Genomic DNA, 25,300 nt, shown 5'->3' with positions numbered 1-25,300 from the left:
TGAAGAAACGTATTTTACGTTTAATCCATTTTTTTTATTATTTTGTAGGATATTTATCTAATTTAAACCACTGCTGAAATTCCTTTTTTGTGATTCTTTTTACAGGCTTAACTTTTTTGCTTCCTGTATCGTATCTGAAAAGAATCCATTGATCTGAAGGATACTCACTAATATAATCAATATTTTTTCCGTTCTTATACCATAAAATTAGACCTGTGCTAATATAGTTGGTTGCCCGAGGGAGATAAACAACACTGTCTTTCTTAGTGTCGTATATTGCTAACGTGCTTTTATCCGTACTTCCATAAGAAAATGCAATGATGTCTTCTTTTGGTGACCAATTATATGATGAAATGGTTTCTACATTTTGTTTACCTGCTTTTTCAAGACGTTCGTTTATAATTGTGTAATTTCCTGTTTTAAGGTTCACGAGAATGAGGTTGCTGCCGGCACTTTTTTCTACTTGGATAGCAACCCATTCATTCGATGGAGATTCAGCAACACTACTTATATCCAATAATTTCACTTCAAAATCTCCTGTTTGTAGGGTGTGCTTTTCTTTACCATGAGTAACTACAATGGTGTCAATGATGTTTTGCTCAAAATCGGCAGCAGCATCTAGCTTTAAGGTGTTCGCGGTTATCGTGATGTTGTCACCTCTCCAGACAATTTTGTTTGAGCCTTTTGTTTTTTCAAACTTAGATATACTCTGGTATGTCGAAGAGTTCACAGATGTTGAGTTAGCAACAATATGTGCTATTTTATCTGAAGTATGAAGTGAAGATGATGCAGTTGATAACGTGCCTAAGCTACCTAAAACAATGACGCTTGATAATAAAACATTGGTGTATTTCATTATTATCTCTCCTTCATTTTGGGAAGGCGGTTACATGATGTGATTCCCTCCAGAACTATTCCAATCTTTGCTTATCATTATAAATTTGTAAAGATATGAAATCATAGAGATGATATGAAGTGAGATTTCAAAAAGGGTGATTAGTCCTGTAAGTAACAAACCTGAAAGATTGAATACATATTTATTTTATATTTATGTGGCCTTCTGACTCTCTCTGGTGTCTAATTCATTGTAAATCAAGAGGAGGTTCTTACCATGTCAGGAGCTCATGACACAAAACCTGTTTATCCGGATAAACAGGAAAGTATCACTAACTTTGAAAACACTTATGAGCTGTATCGTCAAAGAATTTGCAACTACTTTTCCCTGAAATTGAACCCGATGGTTGCAGATGATTTGACTCAACAGGTGTTTTTAAAAGCAGTCGAGAATCTTCACCGATTCCAAGGGAAATCAAATTTATTTACATGGATATTCAAGATTGCTCAGAATACAGTGAAAAACGAATATCGAAGATTATCGCGAAAAAAAGAAACGCCGTTTGATTTTACGGGATATGAATCACAGTCGATCTCCCTTGAATTTACGAAGTATGTTGATTTTCGAATTGATATCGGAGTTGCGCTGAAAAAGTTAAATGAAACCGACCAGGAAATCATTGCATTACGCTTTTTTGTGGACTGCACATTGCTTGAAATTTCTAAGATTGTCGGGATGCGTGAGAGTGCAGTAAAGAACAGACTCTATAGAGCTTTGGAAAAACTTAAAAAGGAACTGAAAGAATGGGGAGGCGTTACGATCATGTCTATTCAAGATTTGATTTCAATTGTTAATAAGGGTGAAAACGAGGGATTGAACAATACGCCTAATAAAGTACACCATGATTTGTTCAATGAACTAAGTGATCATATTGAACGAATCTCGTTAAAGTACAATTATCATCCATCGCGAAAAGTAACGATTGAAGTATATCCTAATATGCCATCGTTTCACCAAGCGGTCGGAGAAGCAGATGCTCCGAATTGGTTCATGGGTACCTATGAAGGGAGTATTCTTAAAATTGTATCTCCATTAAATCCAGGACCGGAGCATACCTATCAATCGATTCTTAAAGGTACGGTTCACTTGTTCACCATGTGGCTAATAAGTGAAATCAATCCGAAGGCTCCGAAATGGATAAGGCAAGGAATTGGTGGATATGAAGCCAAGCTGATGACTCAGGACTATATTGAAGGTACAACAGAAGAGGCTATCCACAATTTAGAGATCCCAACGTTCGAACAATTAGATAATGATACCTGGGATTTCGAAACGATGAAGGGTTTTCAGTTTTCGTTCCTATTTGTGGAGTTTGTTGTTCAACAATATGGAATAGACCAGTTAAACAAATTGATCCGTAACCCCCAGGATTTTAATGGTATCTTTCAATGTTCCGAGAAAGAATTACATCAGAAGATGGTAGAATTTATAAGTAAGTAACCCATACAAAAATGTAAGTCGCCCGGGGGGAAGAACCGGGCTTTTTTTAACGTGGTTAGAGTTATGTTAAAGGTACTATCAATTAATTGGATTATTTTGTATAATGCATATAAAAAGAGGTTGTATATGAATCCTATGGATGAATGTAAATAATACATATGGAGGTAATTAAGTTTGAAAACTCACTACTATTTCAGTTGGTTTAATCATTTTTTTCCTGAGAAGCTGGTCCATTGTTTACAGGAGGATATACAAGACAGAAAATCGCTTGTTATGATTAGTGCTAATCCGTCTGGTTATAAAGATGAGCAAGTTAACTTTGATGATGTTTCTGAATGGACATGGTTGAATCAGGCTAACATTATTTTTGATGAATATCATTTCATCGATTACCGTATGCAGAAAGAAGATGCTCAGCGATTCATTCGGAACGCTTCTGTCATTTTTTTATGTGGTGGATATCCTGTTTTACAGAACGATTTTTTGTTGGATTATGAATTATCGGATGTTATTAAGAATAGCAATGCCATTATAATGGGTGCCAGCGCCGGTGCGTTAAACATGGCTGCAAAATGGTTAAGCTTGAATAACACTGATGAAGTTGAAACAAGTACTATTTATAATGGTATTGGTTTTGATCATTTTGCCTACGAATCTCATTCTCAACGCGACTACGCCACGTTTGTTCAAGGCTACCTGTCCCCCTTGTCTGAAGCGATTGATGTTTATGCGGCAGAACAGGAGAGCGCTATACGTGTAAAGGACGGCAAAATAGAAATAATGGGACCTGTATATTTAATTTCCCACTCAAAGATTCAGAAGTTGGTTGAGACGCTCTAATTAGGGTGAGTGGCTGTGACCTTACATAAGTAATTCCTTATAATGTATAAAATCATGGCTAACAGGTGATCATCTCAGATCTCCTTTTTATAATTGGAATACTGTTTGTAAACAGATGCAATCTTAATACTCCTAGGGCCTATAGTCGGCAGGGTTTCAAAGTGATCATCTGCTGTTTTCAACTAGCGGACGGACAATAGGAGCGTTGCAGAAATGCTGAAGCTCCTTTTTTGTATACCTTTACAGAAAGTAGAGAACAGGAAAATTATATTAGGATGATGAGCACCTCATTAAGCTAACGGGCAGGATAGTTTAATGATTGGGGCTATAAGGCTGTACTAGATAGAACATGTATAGTGTACTGTTGAGCTACGGGAGACCATAACAAAACCACCTTTTCGAAGGTGGTTTTGTTATGGTCAAATACTAGTATCAAAATTTAACATAGCCTAGATTTTAAATATTGCACCCACATCCCGTGCAACTCAGCTTCCGATACTTGAAATGCGCCTTGAAAATCAGTGGCATCGCGTATGAATTTGTTGAGCGCATCTAAACTGTATGAATGGATGAGATATTCTACGATCAAGTGCGAGAATGCATATCCCCCTATCTTCTCGAAATCCCAGGTATCATTAGTTAATGCTTGAAAGCTAGGGACAGCGTTATTTTGAATCGATTCGGAAGTTCTATACTGGATATATTCTTGTGACGTTTGTTTGGCTTCATGCCCGCCGAGACCGTGTGTAAGCCATTTCGGTGCCAACGGATTAATATCCTTCACTAACCACATCGTAAACAAGCTTAGAGTGTGCCGTAGTACCGATTGATAGGTATGTTCAGGGCCTGGGTTGAGTGGGGATACGATTTTAATTTTATTGTCTTCATAGGTTCCCATAAACCAATTGGGCGCATCCGGCTCGTTTATTGCTTGATGAAAAGTGGGCAGATCCGGATAGATCTCAATAGCGATTTTCTGAGAAGGTCGATGACGATAGGTTATAATAATTCGATCTACATTGCTTTTCAACTCTTCAAATAAGTCATGGTATACCTTGTTCATACCATCATTCTTGGAGGGAGCCTCGTTTTTATCCACAATTGATATCAATTCTTTAATAGACATGATTGTAATGTCACCCCATTCTTTTAATTCTTTTTTTAGTTTGTTTAAGGCACGATAGAGTCTATTCTTGACTGCGCTTTGAGGCATCCCGATGATTTTGGATATTTCCAATAAAGTGCAATCGACGAAAAAACGCAATGATATGATTTGTTGATCTAATTCATTCAATCGGGCTAATGCAGCACTAATATCAAGACGAATATCGACATCTCTAGCAATATCGAGGGATATCGATTGGGACTGAAAATCGATTACTTCGTGCAACATTTCTTTATTTCGTGATTTCGTGCGATACTCGTTTTTCACAATATTTTGAGCGATTTTGAATAGCCAAGTAAATATACTGGAGTTATAGTTAAACAAATGAAAGTTTTCCATTGCTTTTAAAAAAGCTTGTTGCGTTAAGTCATCGGCAGTTGCCGAATTTGTCTTTACTGCAATATAATTTCGAATTCTATCTCGATATTGATTATAAATGGCTTCGAAATGCTGGATGTGCTCCTGATCCTCCGGAAGAACAGGGATTTTCTTTTTGTCTTGAGCTCGTGACACCAGTAATACCTCCTCCTGAACTTACAATTCATTAGACACCGAAGGGAGGTAAAAAGCCACATCGTTTTAAAATAATTTTACACGACGCCACTCCACTTTTTTTAAACCCCGAAAAAGCAAAGCGTAAGGGCAATTCGGCTATGTGGTATTAAGTGAGGATTATCAATGGAGAAAGAGATGCAGGAGCTAAAAAAACGTATTGGCTTTCTGGGAAAGCAAGTTGTGGAGCATCTGGCCTCTCACGGTTGATTGCGGACAAGAAAGATAAAAATCGTAAGGTAAAGGAGAAGTCTGGCAGATATGATTCCGATTAAAAACTACCCATGACGCATATGCGTCATGGGTAGTTTTTAATCATTTCCATACGTTCAGGAGGGGGCCGTGTGAAATAGCGATGACCTAATCACTTCGTTGGACAGACAGAGTTTTGTGTAAAAACGGCCACCGTCCGGGAACGACTATTCTTCGTATACATTTCCGAACCTACTTACTTGACCGGCCCCATCCAGGTTGAAATCGTCTTCTGCTGGTGCGGCAACGGCGGTTTTAACTTCCCGTTATCGATCAAATGCTTCAAAATATAAGCGACAAGCCGGCCTCCGCCGGTGTTGCCTCTCACCATGTAAGCAAGCTGCGGCTCCAAATGCTTCGGCTGATTTTGCAGGAACAGGTTGAGCATTTTGTCGTAGAGCTTGCCGACAGCAGGCGCATACAGAGCGGACAAATCCGGCATTGCTTTGTTCAACCGATCCAACGTTTGCGGAGAGTCCATCCAGACCGCATTGAACTTGTACCCCTCCTTCGTCTTGCGGATGTACCCCTTCTCCAGCAGGAACGAATATTGCTCAGCGTTCTCTTCGTTGTCGGGCAGTTCCCCTTGTTGGAACGCATGACAAATCTCGACATTCCGATATTCCAGCAAACGCCAATCCATCTGGCGGTCGCTCCAGTACGTATTGAATTGCCACAAGTATAAAGGAGAGTCTTCGACGTAGCGGAGCGACGGACCGAAGGTGACGTAACTACTCATATCAAAACCCGGATCGGCATAGTGGCTCCGATTTAACGCCGCATAGGCAATATATTGACCTCCGTCCTTTCGCATTGGTGCGACCGCATCGAAGTTTTCGCCAGCCGGCATGCTCCGCCAAGATTGCTCCTCGACGTTCTTGGGCAGCAAGGTCCAGAGCAGGAAGTTATAGTCGCCGTCCGGAACGTACACTCCGCTATCCTCGACTTGCCGGCGAACTTCCATTAACGCGTCGAAATGAACATCGGCCACTTCGGCGGCGCAATCTTGCCAGAATTGATGACCAGCTACGGCTAGCTCGAAGAGGTCCCAGACGATGGTATTGCTTTGATATTTGCCGGGAGAGGTTTGGATGAGAAAATTGTAATCGGCCAGGTGCCGGACTTCGCCTTCCAGCAAAGACGGCGGCATTCCGAGCTCCTCCGCGATTTGATGTACGGTACGCGCCTTATGATAAGCCGCGTAAACGATATTTTGCGCCAAGGCGCGTCCAAGAAAATCGTTGGTTTCGCCCAGGCTGCCGGCCGAACCTGAATGGCCCATTTCTCCCATGCTGATCGGATTGACACTTAAAGTTCCTGTTGCACGCATACGTTTCATCCCTTTCCGTAACTTCTTTTTGGCCTCGCTCAAATGCCACTTCACCGTGTTGACAGGAATGTTCAGAGCAATCGCGATATCGCCGATTTTAAGCTCGTCGTAGTAATGCATGACCACGATCCGGCGATGGATGTCGGACAGAAACGCGACTTCTCGGCGCAGCTCGCGGTAAGCTTCGGTTACCAGCAACCGGTCAAGCGGCTCCCGAGAAGGGGCGGCCGACAGTTCGGACATGCCGTTGATTTCGATCGCTTGGGGAGCGTGCGCACGCTTTTTCAACCAATTCACCCAAGTGTATCGGGCAACCGTCCAGACGTAAGCGTCAAGGCTTCTAATGTCCCGCACCCCGGAGAAGGATTTTAACAACTGCAACATAATCTCCTGAGCCAGATCCTCCGCCTCGGCCCGCTGCTTGACCCGGTTTAACGCAAAACCGAAAATCGGTTTGACATAGCTCCGAATCGCTTCCGCCGCTTCTTTTCCGTTTTTACCAATTGAATCCATCTTTTGCCTCCATAGTTGCATCTGTAATTCCTGACAATTATATAGTGTGCCAGGCGAAATAAAGGTTGGGATTATTTTTTAAAAAATTTGGACGTCCTAACGGATCGCTCATACATGTATAATTACAAACATCAACATCATGAGTAGGTTATTTAAATATTTAAAGAGACGTTATGAACTTTTTGTTAAACGAGATGAAGATTACTTTAGATGTAAAGGTCTCACTTTTAGTATATAAAGATACTTCTTTTCCGTTCAACTATGGAGGATACAAAATAGGAGCACGAGCCGAAGTTCTTCTTCGGGTACTTGGGGTACTCCTTCGTTCCGTAGTGAACCAGGAGTGGTCTCGATTAATTATTCAAATGCATAATTGAGGTTCATTATACTAACGAGAAACGTTAGCTTAATGCTCAAAGAATCAACGTAATCAACTGCGGTTTACAACTAACGGATTTAGAAAGCAGTCCAATTTGATCTGCCTAATTAAGCTAGCGAGTAGGTTAACGGCAAGGATCGTCTGTGGGCAGAACTGTAATATCAGCAGAATTTATGAGTTTAATAGTGGATAGTGATTACTTATTATTCCAGATATATGCTACTCTCTTTTTATTCCATAGTTTTCTTAACGGAGAAATGGAAATTTAAATGTTGGGGGTAATTGCTTGCTTCTATCCGAACGATTGCCAATTGCAGCAAGTCTGTACCCTGAGGAACCTGCGTTAATGCGACATGGGCAAACGATGAGTTATGGGGAGCTTTACGGTCTAGTTGAAAGACTCAGTCATGCCCTGTATGTTGAAGGACTCCGGGCCGGTGATCGCTTTGCCCTTTTAGGTGATCCAGATCCCCAGCTCGTTGTTGCGTTTTATGCAGCAGTTGAGATTGGTGCTATACCACTCGTTCCTTCTCCTATGCTAACAGTACCTGAACTTGCTGCCATATTTCAGGATGCAGAACCATATATGGTTATTCATGATGACCAACATGCTAAAGCAGCTATTGCCACGGTAAAGCTTCTTGGGTATTGTCCAAAACTGTTTACGACAGACGAAGAAGGGACGAATAACAGTTCGCTCGCTACTCTTTTACAGCAGGAACCCGCGTTCTCTCCAAAAGACCATTTCAAACGAAGTGTAGACGATACGGCAGTCCTGATTTATACGGGTGGGACAACTGGTCGGCCAAAAGGGGTCATGCATTCGCATCGTGGTATGGCTGCTTGGAATCAACTTACGCCTTCTGCAGGCTTCGGTCATGATCTCAAGCGTCGTGTGTTAGTGCTCAACTTATCCCATCTGGTGGGTCAGTTCCAGTTGTGGGCGACCATGGCTGCTGGAGGCTGTCTTGTATTCCTAGACAAATACCCAGCGGATGTACACCGCATTATGGAAGCTATTGAACGTGATCAGATTACACAACTCAGCACAGTAGGCCAACTGCTACGTGATCTTACCCGCGAGGTATCCCTAGGAAGTAGAAACTTGAAGAGTCTTTCGCTTATTGGCTGCGGAGGGTCCATTATTTCCCCGGATACACTACAGGAGGTCGTATCGCAATTTCCTGAAGTTATCATTGTGAACAACTACTCACAAGCGGAATGTGGAATGTCCATAAGCCGCCTTTTTCCTGCTCAGCATATGGGCGATCCTCATCGCCTTCGATCCGTAGGTCGTCCTGCTGACTTGGCTGCCCAAGGTGAGCAGGCCTTCGAAGTTCGGATATTAGATACGGACGGAAGTGAGACAGTTACGGGCGAGGCTGGAGAAATCGTTGTTCGAGGTGCACAGACCATGCTGGGGTATTGGCGCCAGTTGGGGGCTACTGCCGAGACCATGTCCGATGGTTGGATTCGAACTGGGGATGTCGGTTGTCTGGATGCCGAAGGTTACCTTTATGTGTTTGATCGCTTGAAGGATATGATTATTGTGGACGGTTCCAATGTGTTCTGTGCCGAAGTGGAGCATGTTATTGTGAGCCATGAGTCGGTAAGCGAGGCGGCCATAATCGGACATCCTCTTCCTGACGAAGGCGAGGAACTTGTCGCTTTCATCGTGTTACAGGATGGTGAAAGTATGGATCTGACGCGGGTGCGGGCGTTTTGTGAGCCACACCTTGCTCCGCACAAATGGCCGACTCAACTGTTCATTGTGGATACTTTGCCCAGAACAGCCGTGGATAAAATAGACAAAAAGCAGTTGCGCAAGCATCTATCCTCAATTTCATCCGAAGGACTATGCTAACGGGAATGCTGTTAAATAGCTGTTGGGCAGAATATTTATTGTTAGATCAACAAAAACAGCCCTTCAACTTCCTTTTGGAAGTGAAGGGCTGTTTTTATCTCAACTAGTATGCAGGCGGGCACGAAAATACCTCGTAGTGTTACCTCAAAATCGTACTGGCCTGATTGCCTGCATAATCCTCAATGACCAGCTTCAATGAGCTGTTGCTGGACGCCGGAGTGAAGGTCAGTTCACTCAGCTTTGTTCTTCCCCGAATGATATACGGGAATTTCTGCGAAACGTAAGTGACTCCGAACTCGCGTGGTACCCCATTTTCATATACATAGATCTTATACCAGTCCTCCAGATCCGGGAGGGCTAATGTGTACTTTCCATCTTTTACCGTGACCTTTTCCTTGGCGTATGGTGTAATCTGAAGATCTGCGAGCTGTCCGGTATGGGTTACCGGATTCTGCCCGCCAATGGCGATGTTCAGCACGTAATGTTCACCATTGGTCGGAAGTCCGGTCAGGACGACAGATTGTTTTCCTTTTTTGACCTGAAGTGACTTGGTGAAGGGTTCTTTTGTGTATTCTGTTTCTAGTGTGAGTTGAATAGACTTGTTGCCTTTTCCTTTGTCTTTATTTTTATCTTTGTCCTTATCCGTATTCTTATCTTTGTCTTTGCCCGAGTCTTTCACTTTCTTCGGGTTTTTCCAGCTTACAATAGCATCGCCATTCTTTTTGAATTTCACATCAATATCCTGAACGGCTGCATTCAGATCGTAAGGCAGGACGGTTGCTTCACTTTCGGTACCATCTGCACCAACCGCACGGATAGACAGTTCACCAGATGGCTGTTTTAGCGATTTGATATAAAAAGTGGAATCATACACGCCGCCTACATAGGCGCCATTTTCATATAAATTGTATTGTTTGACCTCTGAATAGTCCTTCATGTCCCATGCAACAACCAGTTCATCGGTGTTGGTCAGTGCTTTGGCAATATGGAATCCGGTCGGTGCATCCGGTACAGCCGCTGAACCGTCGGAAATGCGGATCTCGCCAATGTTCATCTGGTAATTCTCAATTGCTTTGCCATTCGGGTCAAAAGATAATCCCATAGCGGCAATGGTTTTGCCTTGATAGGCACTCAAATCCAGCGAAGTTGTCTTCCAGCCTTCTGTATGCTGGCCTGCATTAGGCACATTTACGTTGACCACGTTGGATGGATCATCTTCGAAGATCAACCCAACATGCAGGGAGGAAGCGTCACTAGTCGACGGTTTGTTATACGTCAGTTCCAGTTTCGATTGCCCGTTGACGGACAGGTCGGTCTTGTACAGGCGCAGGAAGTTCTCCGCGTTCAGTGTGCCGTTCACCACGAGAGAGCTGCCGCCATTAAACGCGCCAATGGAGTCATAGTTGTACCTTGCGCCTTTCTCATAAGAGGGACCATAGTCAAAATCAACACTGAGCTTGTCGCCTTCACTATCCATCCACCATTGCCAAGTGACAGGGATATCCTGAATGTTGATATTGGACCATTCTTTATCGTTCGAGACAGCACCGTCTTCATAATATTTCAGGCCGTGGCCCGTATTGAAGTTGGTCGCAAAATTGGAGCCGTTGATGACGGATCGCTCGGTAAGATAAGCGGCAATTCCATCCCAATTTGCACCGGAAGCATACACATCCGACAGATCGGCAGACGCATTACGACGTGCATCTGTCGGGTCTTGATTTGGACCAGACCACCAGGCACGATCACGTACAAAGGTCATCCACTGGTACTCATCTTCCGCACGATGATTGGTGCTGCCATCGCCCATCTCTTCATCCAGAGCGTTGTGGGTGAAGTCGGCACCTAATGTCGCGATGCTGTTCATGGGTTGACCGTTCTCATCCAGGTTATGGCGCAGGTCATAGGATTGCTTCCAGCGGCCGAATTTGTCATGTCCACCTTCGACACCAGCAAATACGGTTTCCAGTGGATCCAGTCCCAAGCTAAGGGCATGATCACGGGAATCGCGGAGCATCTTGTGGTTCCATACATAGTTCAGGAAGATGGAATCCGAGACTCTGCCGAGAACGGAATCCTGCACAAAGGGGCTGTTAAGTCCATTAAATTGGTTCTGGTATTGAATTTTACCTGTTGTATTGATGGTGGAATCATACCACTGAACGTACAGGCCTTTATCTCTTAGATATTTCATGAATTTCTTGTAGGAAGCGATATCCTCAGGGGCTACACCCCGGGCAACCTCTTCCTGATTGAAGAAATATCCATCGTAGTTGTAGTATTCTGCCATCTCGGCTAGTTTCTCGGCCACAGGGAAATTACCGTTTTCATCCTGGATCAGCATTTGTTTATAGGTTTGTGGCCCACGGTCATTGTCCGAGAAAAAGATGTTGGCAATGGACTTAACGCCGTTCTTGTGGGCTGCATTGGTGTAGGCCGGATTCGGAATGTTCAAAATGCCAAACTCGAAGTATTTCTCCGTCCATTCTTTACTCGGGTCGTACAGCTCCTCCGGTACTCCTGCAGAGGCCATACCGTGCCAATAGCTGTAGTAGTCTGTATATTGCCAATAATTAAACAGATACTGACTGAATTCATTGGTATAAGGTGTGCTATCGAAGAATGCATTGCCGTAATCGCCACTCATTGTGAATAACTGGGTGTCCGGACTAAGCTCAGGATAAGCCTGTGTGGCAGCAAACGCTTCATTACGGGGCTGCAAGGGAACATGGGCACGAAGTAAATCGCCATGGATATCACTTTCCGGTGTCCAGTTCAGAATCTGGGCCGAGGTGTATCCATGTTGATAGGGCTGATTCACCCCTTTGGCACTTTCACCGGTGTAAGGGAGCGTGTCTCCGGCATAAACGGATGATGCAACAACTTGTCCAAGCAGAGCCGTAGTCAGGACCATGGCAGTGACCTTGGGAATGATGCCTTTTGCTTTGAGTTTGCGTGTCATGCTGTTCCTCCTTCAAGTGGAATGAATGTAAGGTATTCTTTTACACAAAGCTAAACTTATGGTTAACGATAGTGGATGAAAGCGTTTTTAAATAGGGTGAAATTAAAGAAACACAGATATAAACTAAAGAAAAGTTGCAGGTGACAAGTTAATGTCAGAAGCCTGATGGTATAATTCAAGTCAGGAAAACAGCATCGGAGGGAACATGCGACTTGAAAATTGTTAGCGTTTACAATAATTTCTTCAAAAATAATATGTTTATGAAAATGCTACTGATCTTCTCGATGATATCCATTGTCACGATCATTACATTGTCTTATATCATCTTCCTGTCGGTGTCCGACTCCACGATTCGCCGGGAACTGGCGATCCAGAAAGCGGCGATGGAACATGTGGATCGATACATTCATCAGCAGTATGAATCGGTACAAAACATGGTGAGGGACATGCATCAGAATGAGGCGCTGTCCGCCAACATTACTTACCTGATGAATCATTCGTACGCTGAATATGTTCAGCACATGACCAATGGATATTATGCCAATCAGGATGACTATTCGGCCGATGTATTGAAACATTTTCAGAACATTATGGATCGCAATTCGCAGATTAATCAACTCATGTTGTATAGCGCTGAGCAGCAGGATTTGTCTACCTTTAATCAACACAAGCAGTTCCGCAAGCTGGACGCCAATGTAGCTCATTCCTATATTCCGGACGTGATGGCGATGGAAACGCCCAATATCAGTGCACCCAACTACTGGATTCGCAAAGAGATTAATCAATGGGACCCTGCGCTCTACTCCATCCGCGTACCGATTAACAATACACAGACCCTTCGTAATCTGGGGCAGTTTCTTGTGTTTTTCGAATCGGAGGGGATCGGGAATGCTCTGGATAACTACGAGAGTAATCTCAAGGGAGAAATCGTGGTGTTATCGGCCAAAGGTACAGTGTTATTTGACTCCAACAATCATTATTACGGGAAGAAGTACCCCTACGTGAATGTGGCCGATTCCCTGTTTGATCAGACGGATATGGATTCAATGAAAAAGGAGCAGAACATGTACGTGAACAAGTTTGTCTCCGCGGATCAGGGTTATGTGGTCATTGGCACCGTTCCGGTAGAAGAGATGGCTGAAACCTATGCGGGCATTCGCAATACCATTATCTCGATCAGTATCGTATGTATTTTGTTTGCCGTGCTGGTTCCGGCATTTTTCATTATTAACTTTGCCAAACGAACCCGTCGAATTATCCGCTTCACCCAAAAAGTGAAATATGGCAATTTGACGGCTCGCATCGACGATCCGCGAGATGATGAACTGGGGCAGATCTCACATAGCTTCAACGACATGCTGGATGAGCTGAATCTGTATATTGAACGGGTCTACAAGGCCGAGATCAAACAGAAGGAGACCGAGCTGGTCGCATTACAGGCGCGCATCAACCCTCATTTTCTCTACAATACGCTTGAAGTGATTCGGATGAGGGCGATATCCCAGGGGGCGAGAGATGTCGGCGAGATGATCTATAGTCTATCCGTATTGTTCAAGAGCCTGGTACAGCAAAAGAAAAATTATACGCTGAAGGATGAGATGGAAGCTTGCCGTTTGTACCTGGAGTTATTCCGAATCCGCTACAAGGATATTTTCATATATACGATCCAGATCGATGCTGCATATTATCAACACCCTGTGGTCAAACTTTCGCTTCAACCTATCATTGAGAATTATGTCGTACACGGCATTCAGACAGAACGTTCGGATAACCGATTATCCATTGTTGTGGAAGAGACAGATGATGTGGTGCAAGTGGAAGTCAAAGATAATGGCAAAGGCATTGATCCGGCACGCCTGACGGAAATCCTTGAAGAACTGGAACGTCCTGAAGAGTCTGGTCAGATGTTCGGGCTACGCAGTGTCCATAGTCGATTGCGCTTCCTGTATGGGCCAGAGTTCGGTATCACCATAGAGAGCACCCTCGGAGAAGGAACACGGATCAGGGTGCGTTATCCACATACAGAAGGGACAGGTGTTTAACATGTACAAGGTGTTTGTTGTGGACGATGAGCCATTCATCATTGAAGGTTTATACGATATTGTGGATTGGTCTTCATTTGGTATGGAAATTGTGAGTCATGCAGGTAATGGACAAGCAGCGTTACAAGCGCTCTCTTCTCAGCCTGTGGACATTCTGATTACGGATATATCCATGCCACTCATGAATGGTCTCGATCTGATTCGGGAAGCAAGGCGAGTGCAACCTGAGCTTAAGGTCATTATCCTCAGTGGTTTCAATGAGTTCGAATATCTGAAGGAAGGCATGCAATTGGGGATCGAAAACTATCTGCTCAAACCGATTAATGTAGAGGAACTGGAATCCACGCTGAGCAACACGGCGTCCAAGCTGGATCATACGGTATCACCTCAAGCCGATGATGCGTATGGCATCCAGATTCTGAAAGATAACATTCTTCATCGATGGCTTACGGGGCAGATTGCAGCTACTGAATTTGAAGAACGTGCCCAGTTCATGAACCTTTCGCTGGATGCACCGGACGTTGCTGTGGCCATTCTGCGTGACAAAGGGCAAGTACCTGGCATGTTTGAACGTGTAGAAGAGATGCTGAGAGACAGACGCCATCTGAACGTATTTCATGATATCGATGGAGACATCGTCATTATTGCCAACATTCAGGGTACGAGTGACGAGGAACAGAAGTTGATGGATGGCTTGCAGGCATTATCTGATGAGATAACCGTAACCCATCCGGCGGCACGCATTGGAGCAGGCAGATTGATGAAAGGGTTATACCATGCGCCGACCAGTTATGCGGAGGCCAAAAAAGCACTCCAGTATGTGATGATTTATCCCGACCTTAAAGTCATCGACCATGCCATGCTGGAAAGGTGCGGAAATTCAACGGCGACCTTTTTCATTGAATGGAGGGAGTATGCCAAACTCATTCTGTCCCGCAATACTGAACAACTTGCTGACCGGATTCGCATGGATTTTGAACAGCATCGCGATGGGCTTACACCTGGGGAGTTACAGAATACCGCACTGGAAGTTGTGATTCGCTTCAAGATGGAACTGGAGAGCATCAAACACTCGGATGAGTCTGCCATATACCAACAAGGGCTTCAACTTGTACTGGAAAGTGGCACTTTTGATGAGCTCGTGCGGGCGCTTCAGCAGGTTGGGTCGCAGACGATCCAATCCCTATTGCAGGATCTGAAAAATCCAATTGTAAACCAAGTGCTTCAGCATATCGACAAACACTACGCAGAAGAGCTCTCCTTGAAGCTATTGGGTGCCCACTATCATCTGCATCCGGTGTATTTGGGACAATTGTTCCATAAGGAGACAGGGGAGACGTTTGCCGAATACATCAACAAATACCGAATTGAACGTGCGAAGGAGCAACTACGCAATTCCAATCTGAAGGTACATGAGATCGCCCGAAATGTAGGGTATTGGGAGACGGGGTATTTCTATAAACAGTTCCGCAAATATGTAGGGATTTCACCGACTGATTTCAAGGTGTTTGGTTAATTCGGTGACGGGTAGATCCAACCATGCGGACAGAGAGCCAAGAGACATATCGGGAACAGGAATGGCATGATAGAAAATCATGGCATACGTTACCCGGCATGTCTCTTTCATGTAAGCGATTTATTTAAATAGGTACAAAATAGTGGCCCAAGGACGATTTCTCTTTAATTTGTACCTCGAAAACTTAAGTTTATCTTCTTTTTGTAAATGCTTTCATTCGATAAGGTTAAAGCAGTTAGTAAGTAGAGCCTAAGGGAACACGAAAAGGGAGGATCAAAGAAATGAGTAAACAAAGAAAACGCTTCTCACTCGTTCTTGCATTGTTAATGGCCGTTACACTTGTTCTTAGTGCCTGTGGAGGAAGCAAAGATGCTTCAGAATCCGGGGGAGCTGGAGATGATGCGGTAGAGTTGATTTGGTATACCATCGGTACCCCTCAGAAAGACGTCAACAAAGTGATGGAAGAAGTGAGCAAGTATACCAAAGAGAAAATTAATGCCACGGTAACGATGAAGATGGTTGACTGGGGTGACTACCCGCAGAAGATGCAGGTTAACGTAGCATCCGGTGAGCCAATGGACATTCTGTTCACTTCTTCTGGTGGATTCGATTATGTACAAAATGCTAGAAAAGGTGCATTCCTTGAATTGGATGACCTGCTTGCTGAATACGGTCAGGATCTTACCAAGACCATTGATCCTGCATTCCTCAGCGGTTCCAAGGTAGATGGACACAATTACGGAATTCCAGCCAACAAAGAGTTGCCACAACAAGAGGTATGGCGCTTTAACCAAATGCTGGTTGATAAATACAAGTTGGACATCTCTGGCGTTCGTACGTTAGACAGTCTGGAGCCTCTGCTCAAAACAATTAAGGAAAACGAGGCGAGTGTAACACCATTTGCCATGGATAAAAACTATGTTCCTTACGTGCCTTATGACTATGTCATTCAGAATCTGCCAATGGCAATCAAGCTGGATACAACAGACTATAAGCTTGTAAACATACTGGAAACACCTGAAATGAAAGAAGCACTTACTACGATGCACAAATACTACAAGGCTGGTTATGTATCGGCAGAAGCGGCAACAACAGGTTCCACGAACGACCTGACAACATCGGGCAACTGGTTCCTGGATCGTGCACAGACTCAGCCGCTCGCGGACAATCAATGGTCTGCAAGTTACGGTTATCAAGTCGTTTCAACACCTGCAAGTGAAGCAATTATAACAAATACATCTGTACAAGGTTCCATCATGGCCATCTCGGCCAACTCGGAATATCCGGAGAAAGCGATGGAATTCCTGAACCTGCTCAATACAGATCCTGTGCTGCGTAATATGGTGGACTCCGGTATTGAGGGCACACACTACAAAAAAGTGGATGACACACATATGGAAAATCTGCCTGAATCGAAAAACTACGATATGCCTTCATACTCCCTTGGGAACAACATGCTGCTCTATCTGAACAGCAATGACCCGGATAACAAATGGGATGAGTTCAAGAAGTTTAACGCTGAAGGTGTCAATTCCCCGATCCTCAGCTTTAACTTTGATGCAAGCAATGTATCGTCCGAACTGACGGCGGTACAGAACGTGAAAGAGCAATATTGGGCAGCACTGATGACAGGTACACTGGACCCGGCAGCCAATCTGGATCAAGTGATTGAGAAGTTCAATCAAGCCGGACTGGAGAAAGTAATGGCTGAAGCCCAAAGCCAGCTGGATGCCTGGAGAGCGGAAAACAAGTAACAGTACATCGTAAGGATCGGGCGGCTGCTTATCGCGTCCGGTCCTTTTTCATTCAAGCCTGAAGGAGGATCTCCACAATGACTACATTTTTGAAAAACCTGATTAGAAACCGAGTCATGTTGCTCATGGTGCTACCAGGCGCCATCTGGTTCTTCTTCTTCTCCTACTTGCCACTCGTGGGTACAGTGGCTGCTTTCAAAGAATATCGATTCAGCCGTGAAGGGTTCTGGGCAAGTCTGATGAAGAGTGAATGGGTTGGCTGGGACAATTTCAAATTCCTGTTCAGCACAAGTGACGCATGGCTCATTACACGCAACACCCTCTTTTATAACATCGCCATTATCTTCCTGGGACTGGTGTTTGCTGTGGCATTGGCAATCCTGCTCTCGGAACTAGTCAATAAACGACTCGCCAAACTGTATCAAACCGGCATGTTTCTGCCGTATTTTCTCTCCTGGGTTATTGTTGGTTACTTCGCATTCAGCTTCTTGAGCATGGACCGCGGGATGTTGAATCAGATTATCGGCTGGTTTGGGATGGAACCAATTCAGTGGTACTCCGAGGCGAAATATTGGCCGTATATTCTGGTATTCGTAGCGTTATGGAAAACCATCGGTTATAGCAGCGTTGTCTATCTGGCTTCCATACTGGGGATTGATAAATCACTGTATGAAGCAGCCATGATTGATGGAGCAAGCAAATGGCAGCAGATTCGCAATATTACGATTCCGTTGCTGTCGCCCATCATCACGATTATGACCTTGTTGGCCGTAGGCCGCATTTTCTATGCCGACTTTGGACTCTTTTATCAGGTGCCAAGGGATTCGGGTACGCTTTATTCCGTGACCAATGTTATTGATACGTATGTATATCGAGGTTTGAAAACTAGTGGTGAGATCGGCATGAGTACAGCAGCGGGATTGTATCAATCCGTGGTGGGCTTTGTGCTTGTTATTATCTCCAACTATGTTGTTCGCAAAGTAGATAAAGACAGCAGCCTATTCTAGGACAGGGAAAGGAGTGAACCACTATGGCTCAAGCAGGGCTTGTTAAAAAACGCGACTTCCACCACGTATCCAACGGCTGGAACGTGATCATGAACATCATCGCAGGTCTATTCGCTCTGATCTGTGTATTTCCTTTTATATTTGTAGTTATCATCTCGTTTACAGACGAGAAAGCACTGGCCCGTGATGGGTATCGTCTGATTCCGGCAGAATGGAGTCTCGCGGCATATCAGTTTGTCTGGCAGAGTGGGGACACGCTACTACGGGCGTATGGAGTTACCATCCTGGTGACGGTACTTGGTACCATCATCAGTCTGATTCTCATGTCGCTGTATGCGTATGCGGTTTCCCGCAAGAGCTTCAGATATCGGAGATTTTTCTCCATCTTTGCAATTCTTACCATGCTGTTCAACGGCGGGATGATTCCAACCTATATGGTCGTATCCCAGCTGCTTGGGTTGAAAGATACGTTATGGGCACTGATTCTGCCGCTGGCGATGAATGCCTTCTATATTATGATCCTGCGTACATTCTACTCCACCAGTGTACCGGATGCAGTCATTGAATCGGCGAAGATTGATGGCGCCGGTGAGTTCTATACCTTTATGAAAATCGTGGTTCCACTCTCCTTGCCGGGACTGGCAACCATCGGGTTGTTCAGTACACTCGGTTACTGGAATGATTGGTTCAATGCGCTGTTATACATCGATAATCCGAATCTGGTACCACTGCAATCTATGTTAATGCGGATTGAGTCGAGTATCCAATTTATCCAGCAGAACTCTGCTAACAGTTCGATGAGTCTGGCAGCCATGCAGTCCATTCCGCAGGATACGTCCCGAATGGCGATGGTTGTGCTTGCTACGTTGCCGATTATATTCGCTTATCCGTTCTTCCAGCGTTATTTCGTACAGGGTCTGACGGTGGGCGCGGTCAAAGAATAACCGGATCACGTTATAGGATTGGAGAGATGCAGATTGATGACTTATAAGGACCAAAGCAAATCCGTAGAGGAACGGGTACAACACCTGCTTAGCCTGATGACTACGGAAGAAAAGGTAGGTCAACTTACGCAGCCATTTGGCTGGCAGACCTATACGAATGATCAAGGGAACATCACGTTAAACGAATCCTTTAAACAGCAAGTGGAAAATGGGGGCGTCGGCTCCCTCTATGGTGCACTTCGCGCAGATCCGTGGACGGGCGTTACGCTGGAAAATGGACTATCCGCCAGAGAAGGCGCTGAGGCGGTCAATCTGATTCAACGTTATGCAATAGAACATTCCAGACTGGGGATTCCCATTCTGATCGGGGAAGAGTGCTCGCATGGTCATATGGCTATTGACGGAACGGTCTATCCTGTCCCTCTTTTACTGGGGAGCACCTGGAATGTGGATCTGTATCGGGAGATGTGCCGAGCAGTAGCACGGGAGACACGTGCTCAAGGTGGTGCGGTCACCTATTCTCCGGTACTGGATGTTGTGCGTGATCCGCGCTGGGGACGTACGGAGGAATGTTTCGGTGAAGATCCGTTTCTCATTGGAGAGCTGGCAGTTGCTTCCGTAGAAGGGCTTCAGGGTGAAAGTCTTGACCGTGGAGATACAGTAGCGGCAACGCTGAAACATTTTGTTGGTTATGGCAGCTCAGAAGGCGGACGTAATGCAGGGCCTGTACATATGGGCTGGCGCGAGCTGCTGGAAGTGGATCTCTATCCATTCCGCAAAGCGGTGGAAGCGGGCGCTGTGTCGATCATGCCAGCATATAACGAAATTGATGGCACGCCTTGCACCGTGAATACGGAATTGCTGGAAGATGTTTTGCGTAAGGATTGGGGCTTTGACGGTCTGGTCATTACGGATTGTGGTGCGATCAACATGCTAGCAAGTGGGCATGATGTCGCGGCAGATGGAATGGAAGCTTCCGTACAGGCGATTGAGGCAGGCATCGATATGGAAATGTCCGGTGAGATGTTTGGGCAATATCTGGTGCAGGCGGTGGCAGAAGGCAAACTTGATATGCAGGTTCTGGATCAGGCTACCTCTCGCGTGCTGGCGTTGAAGTTCAGACTGGGCTTATTCGAACAGCCTTATGTGGATGCCGATCGGGCAGCAGAAGTAATTGGAAGTGAAGCGCATATTCAACTGGCACGCCAGTTGGCTGCGGAAGGGGTTGTACTTCTCAAAAATGAGGCTGACACGTTACCTCTCTCGTTAGCAAATGTGGGCCGGATTGCCGTGATCGGCCCAAATGCGGATCAGGCCTACAATCAACTGGGCGATTACACATCTCCGCAACCGAAGTCGAAAGTGGCGACGGTACTGGATGGGATTCGCAGTAAGCTGGCTAGTCATGTGGATGGGCAAACGGAGAAGAGTTCTGTTGGTGCTTTGACTGGTGACAGCAGTACAGAACAGGTTCTTTATGCACCAGGCTGCCGGATCAAAGGTGATTCGAAAGAAGGATTCGAGCGTGCGATCGAAGTTGCCAGTCAAGCGGATACGGTCATTATGGTGGTTGGCGGCTCCAGTGCACGTGACTTTGGAGAAGGAACAATTGATCTGAAGACGGGGGCTTCCAATGTGTCGGATAACTCTTGGAATGATATGGAGTGTGGCGAAGGGATCGACCGGATGACGTTGGGTCTTGCCGGAGTACAGTTGGAACTCATTCAGGAGATCCACAAGCTCGGCAAGAAGCTTGTCGTTGTTTACATTAATGGTCGTCCCATCACTGAACCTTGGGTGGATGAACATGCCGATGCAATTCTGGAGGCGTGGTATCCGGGTCAAGAGGGCGGTCGTGCCATTGCAGATATTTTATTCGGTGATGTGAATCCGTCAGGCAAATTGACGATCTCCATTCCGAAGCATGTCGGCCAATTACCGATCTATTATAACGGCAAACGTTCCCGAGGCAAACGTTACCTCGAAGAGGATCTGGAGCCACGTTATGCATTTGGATACGGACTTAGCTATACCACATATGAGTACAGTGAACCGCAGCTGAGTGCTGCATCTATGACAACTGATGATTCAGTTACGGTATCGGTGAACGTGACCAACACCGGCCGTTATGCAGGTGCAGAAGTTGTACAGATGTACATCTCTGACGTGGTCAGCTCACTAACTCGTCCGGCCAAGGAACTGAAGGGGTTTGCAAAAGTGAACCTGGAGCCGGGAGAGACACAGACCGTGGAATTCCACATAGGGGCCGAGCAGCTGCAGTATATTGGTCGTGATTTGAAGCCTGTCGTTGAACCGGGACAATTTCATATTCATATCGGCAGCAGCGTAAACGATACGCAAATGGCCGAACTGACCGTAAGGGAGGCGTAAGACGTTGGAACGTATCAGACGATTTATTCGCGAGTTGTCCGAACATCAGTGGCTGGAGAAATTACAGCTGCGCAGCTGGGACATTACCCGCGCTTATTATCATGTGCCAGGACAGTATGAGGATCAGGGTGAGTACCCCGAAGGGCAAGATTTTGAGCGTTTTCCGAGCAAACAGGGAACGACTTATTTTTTCAGAACACGTTTGGAGATTCCTGCTACATGGCAGCAAACACCTTATGGGCTTGTATTTGAGACAGGCGGAGAAGGCTTGCTTCGGGTAAATGGGAACTCTTATCAGGGCCTTGACCGCAATCATACCTACGTCACGCTTGATCCATCCAAAGTCGGAAACGCTCCAGAACTGGAGATCGAGATGTTTGATCCGGTACCTGAACCTGTAGACCCGTTGAATCAACAGGCGGTTATTCAGCCGCCAATCACATCAATTACGAGCTTGCTGGTGAGACCCAATGAAGCGGTTCGTAGTCTGATGTATACCGTCATTATTGTCCGTGATTCGGCTGTGTTGCTACCGGAAAGTGACTTTCGGCGGGTTCGCCTGTTAGAACTGGTGTATCGTGCGATGGATCAATTTGTAGGCATGTCAGCAGAAGAGATTGAGCAGGGAGAGGGTATTCGTCAGATTGAGAATAATCTGAAGCATCATGTGCGTGAGATTGGCGGAAACGCGGAAGGTCTGGAGCATATGGTGGGACAGTCCCATATTGATATTGCCTGGCTGTGGCCTGTACGTGAGACGGTACGCAAAACGAGCCGTACTTTCTCCACCGTGGATGCACTCATGAATGAATATCCGGACTATGTTTATTCCCAGAGCCAACCCTTATTATATGCGTTTCTGAAGGAGCATGATCCCGAGCTTTACGCGCGGGTGAAGCAACGGATTGTAGAAGGCCGCTGGGAACTGGTTGGCGGCATGTGGGTTGAGCCGGATCTGAACATCCCGAGCGGGGAGTCCCTGATTCGCCAGATGTTATATGGTCAGCGTTTCTATATGGAGGAGTTTGGCAAGACATCACAGATTGAATGGTTGCCGGATACGTTTGGGTATTGTGCCTCCCTGCCACAGATTTTGAAGCATGGCAATGTGGAATATTTCATGACAACAAAGCTCGGATGGAACGACACAAATGTGTTTCCATACGATCTCTTCCACTGGGTGGGCATTGACGGCACACCGATCCTGTCCTACCTCAATCATGGTGTTAACGAGCATACGTTGCCGAAGGACATTCATGATCACTGGCAGTCCTACCGTGAGAAAGCGGCTCATCCGGAGCATATGCTTCTATACGGACACGGTGATGGCGGCGGTGGCGTAACACGCGAGATGCTGGAGTATGTGGATCGCGCAGACCTGATGGTAGGTCAGCCTGCGAGCCGATATAGCACAGCTGGAGCTTTCTTTGCCGGAATTGAAAAGGAGCAACCTGTACTTCCGAAGTGGCATGGCGATCTGTATCTTGAGTTACATCGGGGAACCTACACGACCCATGCGCGCAATAAGCGCAACAACCGGAAAGCGGAGGTTCTGTATCGAGAAGCTGAGCTGTGGAATACACTCGCTCTGCCAGATATGGAGGCAGATGCAGAAGCTGAAGTGCGTTCAGCACTGCATGAAGGCTGGAAATTAATTTTGCTGAATCAATTCCACGATATTATACCGGGCTCGGCAATTACGGAGTCCTACGTCACTTCGAATGAGGAATATGTACAGGTATTTGAATTGGGCAGAACCGGACTGGATCAAGGCATTGTTGCATTGACAACGGGTATCAACACAGAGGGACCGGAAGGTTCAGTAGCCTATGTTGTATTCAACAGCCTGGGCTGGAAACGGAGTGCAGTCGTTCAACTTCCTGTGCAGGATGGCTTGGATCGCTACGGCATCGATGAAGAAGGCCAACGGCTGCGGATGGATTGGGAGGATGGCAGCATGTCTATTCTCGTGACAGACATTCCGGCGTTTGGATATAAGACGATTTGGCTTGTACCGGAAAATACAAGGGAAACGAATGTACGGGAAATGAAGAACCTTGCCGCACAAACAACCTTTAATGATACATGGGATACTGCCTTTTATCATGTGCAGTTCAACGAACGTGGGGAGATCACCCGCCTGTGGGATAAAACCGCAGAGCGTGAGATGTTGAAGCCGGGTGAACGAGGCAATCAACTTCACTTCTTCCACGATCGTCCAACGCTTTGGGATGCATGGGATATCGACAGTCGTTATGAAGAACAGATTGCTGGCGAAGTGGAACTTTTGGAGAAAAAGCTGGTGCTTGCGGGTTCAACGAAAGATGTCCTGCGCTTCCGCTGGAAGCTACATCAATCGGAAATCACACAAGATATCGTCTTTTATCATGACTCACGGCGAATTGACTTCCAAACACAGGTTAACTGGAACGAAAATCACAAACTTCTGAAAGTTGGTTTCCCGATTGATGTGGTGACCTCCAAGGCTACGTTTGAGATTCCGTTTGGCACACTGGAACGTCCAACACATCGCAACACAAGCTGGGAACAAGCGCAGTATGAAGTCTGTGGACATCGCTTCGCAGATGTATCCGAATATGGATACGGCGTGAGTCTGCTCAATGATTGCAAATACGGGTACGACGTGCAGGGAAGCACTATTCGTTTGTCCCTACTGCGTGCACCCAAATGGCCTGATCGCACAGCCGATCTGGGAGAACATGAATTCACCTATTCCCTCTACCCTCACGACGGAGACTGGCGAACTGCACACACCGTACGTCAGGCAGCCGAGCTGAATCATGAGGTGACAGTACAGCAGGTGAAACAAGTACAACAAAAGGATCAGATACAACAAGAGCAGCAGATAGAGCAGGTACAGCCAAGCACAGGGACTGGAGTCGATCCAATTGCAGATGCAACTGCAATTGCGGCACCTGTACGTCCAGCAACAGGCTCCTGGATTAACTTCAACAGTAGCCACGTGATTCTAGATACCGTCAAATTGGCAGAGGATGGGCACGGAACAGTCCTTCGTTTCTATGAATCATCAGGCAAACGCGAAACCATCACATTGCAATGGCCGCATGCCTTTGAGCAAGCGTACCACTCCAACGCGCTCGAAGAACCGATCAAACCACTGGCCCATACCAATGGCCAGATTACATTATCTTTTAAACCTTACGAAATACAAACCGTGCTACTGCGGTAAACCTTTTTGAAATATTTCGAGCTATATATGTTCTACTAAAAATTCACACGTTAACGGAGAGGACAGAAAGAATTCGAAGAAGCGAAGCGTTCGCCTTTATCCCCAGATTTTACCCCTTAGAAAAGGGAATCAAAAAAATCTGGGGATAACAGCGATCGGAGGATATTTCTGACCGCGCAGTGGTCCCGTGTAAATTTTTTGTTTCATCCTGTATAGCTACACCATTCAATTTGTTTAAGGAGT

At 45.6% G+C, this 25,300-nt stretch carries 14 protein-coding genes; 10 read left to right on the top strand and 4 right to left on the bottom strand.

Annotated elements, in window-relative coordinates; genetic code table 11:
- Positions 1-37: 37 nt before the first annotated feature.
- Positions 38-856: a hypothetical protein gene (locus tag MKY01_RS26270; protein WP_282320278.1), complete on the bottom strand. Its 819-nt coding sequence runs from the start codon at positions 854-856 to the stop codon at positions 38-40.
- Positions 857-1,111: 255 nt separating this feature from the next.
- On the opposite strand from MKY01_RS26270, the gene MKY01_RS26265 reads away from it, so the two are divergent.
- Positions 1,112-2,335: a sigma-70 family RNA polymerase sigma factor gene (locus tag MKY01_RS26265; RefSeq protein WP_282320279.1), complete on the top strand. Its 1,224-nt coding sequence runs from the start codon at positions 1,112-1,114 to the stop codon at positions 2,333-2,335.
- A 174-nt stretch (positions 2,336-2,509) separates the two neighbouring features.
- Positions 2,510-3,175, top strand: coding sequence for a cyanophycinase (locus MKY01_RS26260; RefSeq protein ID WP_282320280.1), 666 nt, complete (start codon positions 2,510-2,512; stop codon positions 3,173-3,175).
- A 439-nt stretch (positions 3,176-3,614) separates the two neighbouring features.
- Here the strand turns inward: MKY01_RS26260 and MKY01_RS26255 are convergent, their stop codons facing one another.
- Both MKY01_RS26255 and MKY01_RS26250 read right to left on the bottom strand, forming a co-directional pair.
- Positions 3,615-4,853 (bottom strand): sigma-70 family RNA polymerase sigma factor, encoded by a 1,239-nt coding sequence (locus MKY01_RS26255; protein WP_127547007.1) that lies wholly within the window; start codon positions 4,851-4,853, stop codon positions 3,615-3,617.
- A gap of 487 nt (positions 4,854-5,340) precedes the next feature.
- Positions 5,341-6,987, bottom strand: a complete 1,647-nt coding sequence (locus MKY01_RS26250; RefSeq protein ID WP_339284210.1) for an RNA polymerase sigma factor — start codon at positions 6,985-6,987, stop codon at positions 5,341-5,343.
- A 665-nt stretch (positions 6,988-7,652) separates the two neighbouring features.
- Between MKY01_RS26250 and MKY01_RS26245 the strand changes: the two genes are divergently transcribed.
- Positions 7,653-9,230, top strand: coding sequence for a class I adenylate-forming enzyme family protein (locus MKY01_RS26245; protein ID WP_315372080.1), 1,578 nt, complete (start codon positions 7,653-7,655; stop codon positions 9,228-9,230).
- A gap of 139 nt (positions 9,231-9,369) precedes the next feature.
- Here the strand turns inward: MKY01_RS26245 and MKY01_RS26240 are convergent, their stop codons facing one another.
- Positions 9,370-12,192, bottom strand: a complete 2,823-nt coding sequence (locus MKY01_RS26240) for an endo-beta-N-acetylglucosaminidase (RefSeq protein ID WP_339284207.1) — start codon at positions 12,190-12,192, stop codon at positions 9,370-9,372.
- A gap of 254 nt (positions 12,193-12,446) precedes the next feature.
- On the opposite strand from MKY01_RS26240, the gene MKY01_RS26235 reads away from it, so the two are divergent.
- The 7 genes from MKY01_RS26235 (at position 12,447) to MKY01_RS26205 (ending at position 25,057) form a co-directional block, all read left to right on the top strand.
- The gene (locus tag MKY01_RS26235; protein ID WP_339287267.1) at positions 12,447-14,234 is read left to right on the top strand and encodes a sensor histidine kinase; all 1,788 of its coding nucleotides are present in this window, start codon (positions 12,447-12,449) and stop codon (positions 14,232-14,234) included.
- Position 14,235: 1 nt separating this feature from the next.
- A complete protein-coding gene (locus MKY01_RS26230; RefSeq protein WP_339284205.1) occupies positions 14,236-15,750 on the top strand; it encodes a response regulator transcription factor in 1,515 nt (504 codons plus the stop codon).
- A 281-nt stretch (positions 15,751-16,031) separates the two neighbouring features.
- Positions 16,032-17,504, top strand: coding sequence for an ABC transporter substrate-binding protein (locus MKY01_RS26225; protein ID WP_036605779.1), 1,473 nt, complete (start codon positions 16,032-16,034; stop codon positions 17,502-17,504).
- Between the two features lie 77 nt (positions 17,505-17,581).
- Positions 17,582-18,511: an ABC transporter permease subunit gene (locus MKY01_RS26220; protein ID WP_036605780.1), complete on the top strand. Its 930-nt coding sequence runs from the start codon at positions 17,582-17,584 to the stop codon at positions 18,509-18,511.
- 23 nt (positions 18,512-18,534) lie between these two features.
- Entirely contained in the window at positions 18,535-19,455 is a 921-nt protein-coding gene (locus tag MKY01_RS26215; protein WP_036605781.1) for a carbohydrate ABC transporter permease, read from the top strand.
- Positions 19,456-19,491: 36 nt separating this feature from the next.
- Complete coding sequence (locus tag MKY01_RS26210; protein WP_339287265.1) at positions 19,492-21,846, top strand: glycoside hydrolase family 3 N-terminal domain-containing protein; 2,355 nt, start codon at positions 19,492-19,494, stop codon at positions 21,844-21,846.
- A 4-nt stretch (positions 21,847-21,850) separates the two neighbouring features.
- A complete protein-coding gene (locus MKY01_RS26205; RefSeq protein ID WP_339284203.1) occupies positions 21,851-25,057 on the top strand; it encodes an alpha-mannosidase in 3,207 nt (1,068 codons plus the stop codon).
- The last annotated feature ends 243 nt before the right edge of the window (positions 25,058-25,300 follow it).

The organism is Paenibacillus sp. FSL R5-0486 (assembly GCF_037975155.1).
Classification (GTDB): Bacteria; Bacillota; Bacilli; order Paenibacillales; family Paenibacillaceae; genus Paenibacillus; species Paenibacillus amylolyticus.
The sequence above is the reverse complement of the archived record's forward strand: the minus strand, read 5'-3'. Positions and strand labels throughout refer to the sequence as shown.

Coding starts and splice junctions, on each gene's coding strand:
- MKY01_RS26270 (WP_282320278.1), bottom strand. CDS start 856: ATGAAATACACCAATGTTTTATTATCAAGCGTCATTGTTTTAGGTAGC.
- MKY01_RS26265 (WP_282320279.1), top strand. CDS start 1,112: ATGTCAGGAGCTCATGACACAAAACCTGTTTATCCGGATAAACAGGAA.
- MKY01_RS26250 (WP_339284210.1), bottom strand. CDS start 6,987: ATGGATTCAATTGGTAAAAACGGAAAAGAAGCGGCGGAAGCGATTCGG.
- MKY01_RS26240 (WP_339284207.1), bottom strand. CDS start 12,192: ATGACACGCAAACTCAAAGCAAAAGGCATCATTCCCAAGGTCACTGCC.
- MKY01_RS26235 (WP_339287267.1), top strand. CDS start 12,447: ATGTTTATGAAAATGCTACTGATCTTCTCGATGATATCCATTGTCACG.
- MKY01_RS26230 (WP_339284205.1), top strand. CDS start 14,236: ATGTACAAGGTGTTTGTTGTGGACGATGAGCCATTCATCATTGAAGGT.
- MKY01_RS26225 (WP_036605779.1), top strand. CDS start 16,032: ATGAGTAAACAAAGAAAACGCTTCTCACTCGTTCTTGCATTGTTAATG.
- MKY01_RS26220 (WP_036605780.1), top strand. CDS start 17,582: ATGACTACATTTTTGAAAAACCTGATTAGAAACCGAGTCATGTTGCTC.
- MKY01_RS26215 (WP_036605781.1), top strand. CDS start 18,535: ATGGCTCAAGCAGGGCTTGTTAAAAAACGCGACTTCCACCACGTATCC.
- MKY01_RS26210 (WP_339287265.1), top strand. CDS start 19,492: ATGACTTATAAGGACCAAAGCAAATCCGTAGAGGAACGGGTACAACAC.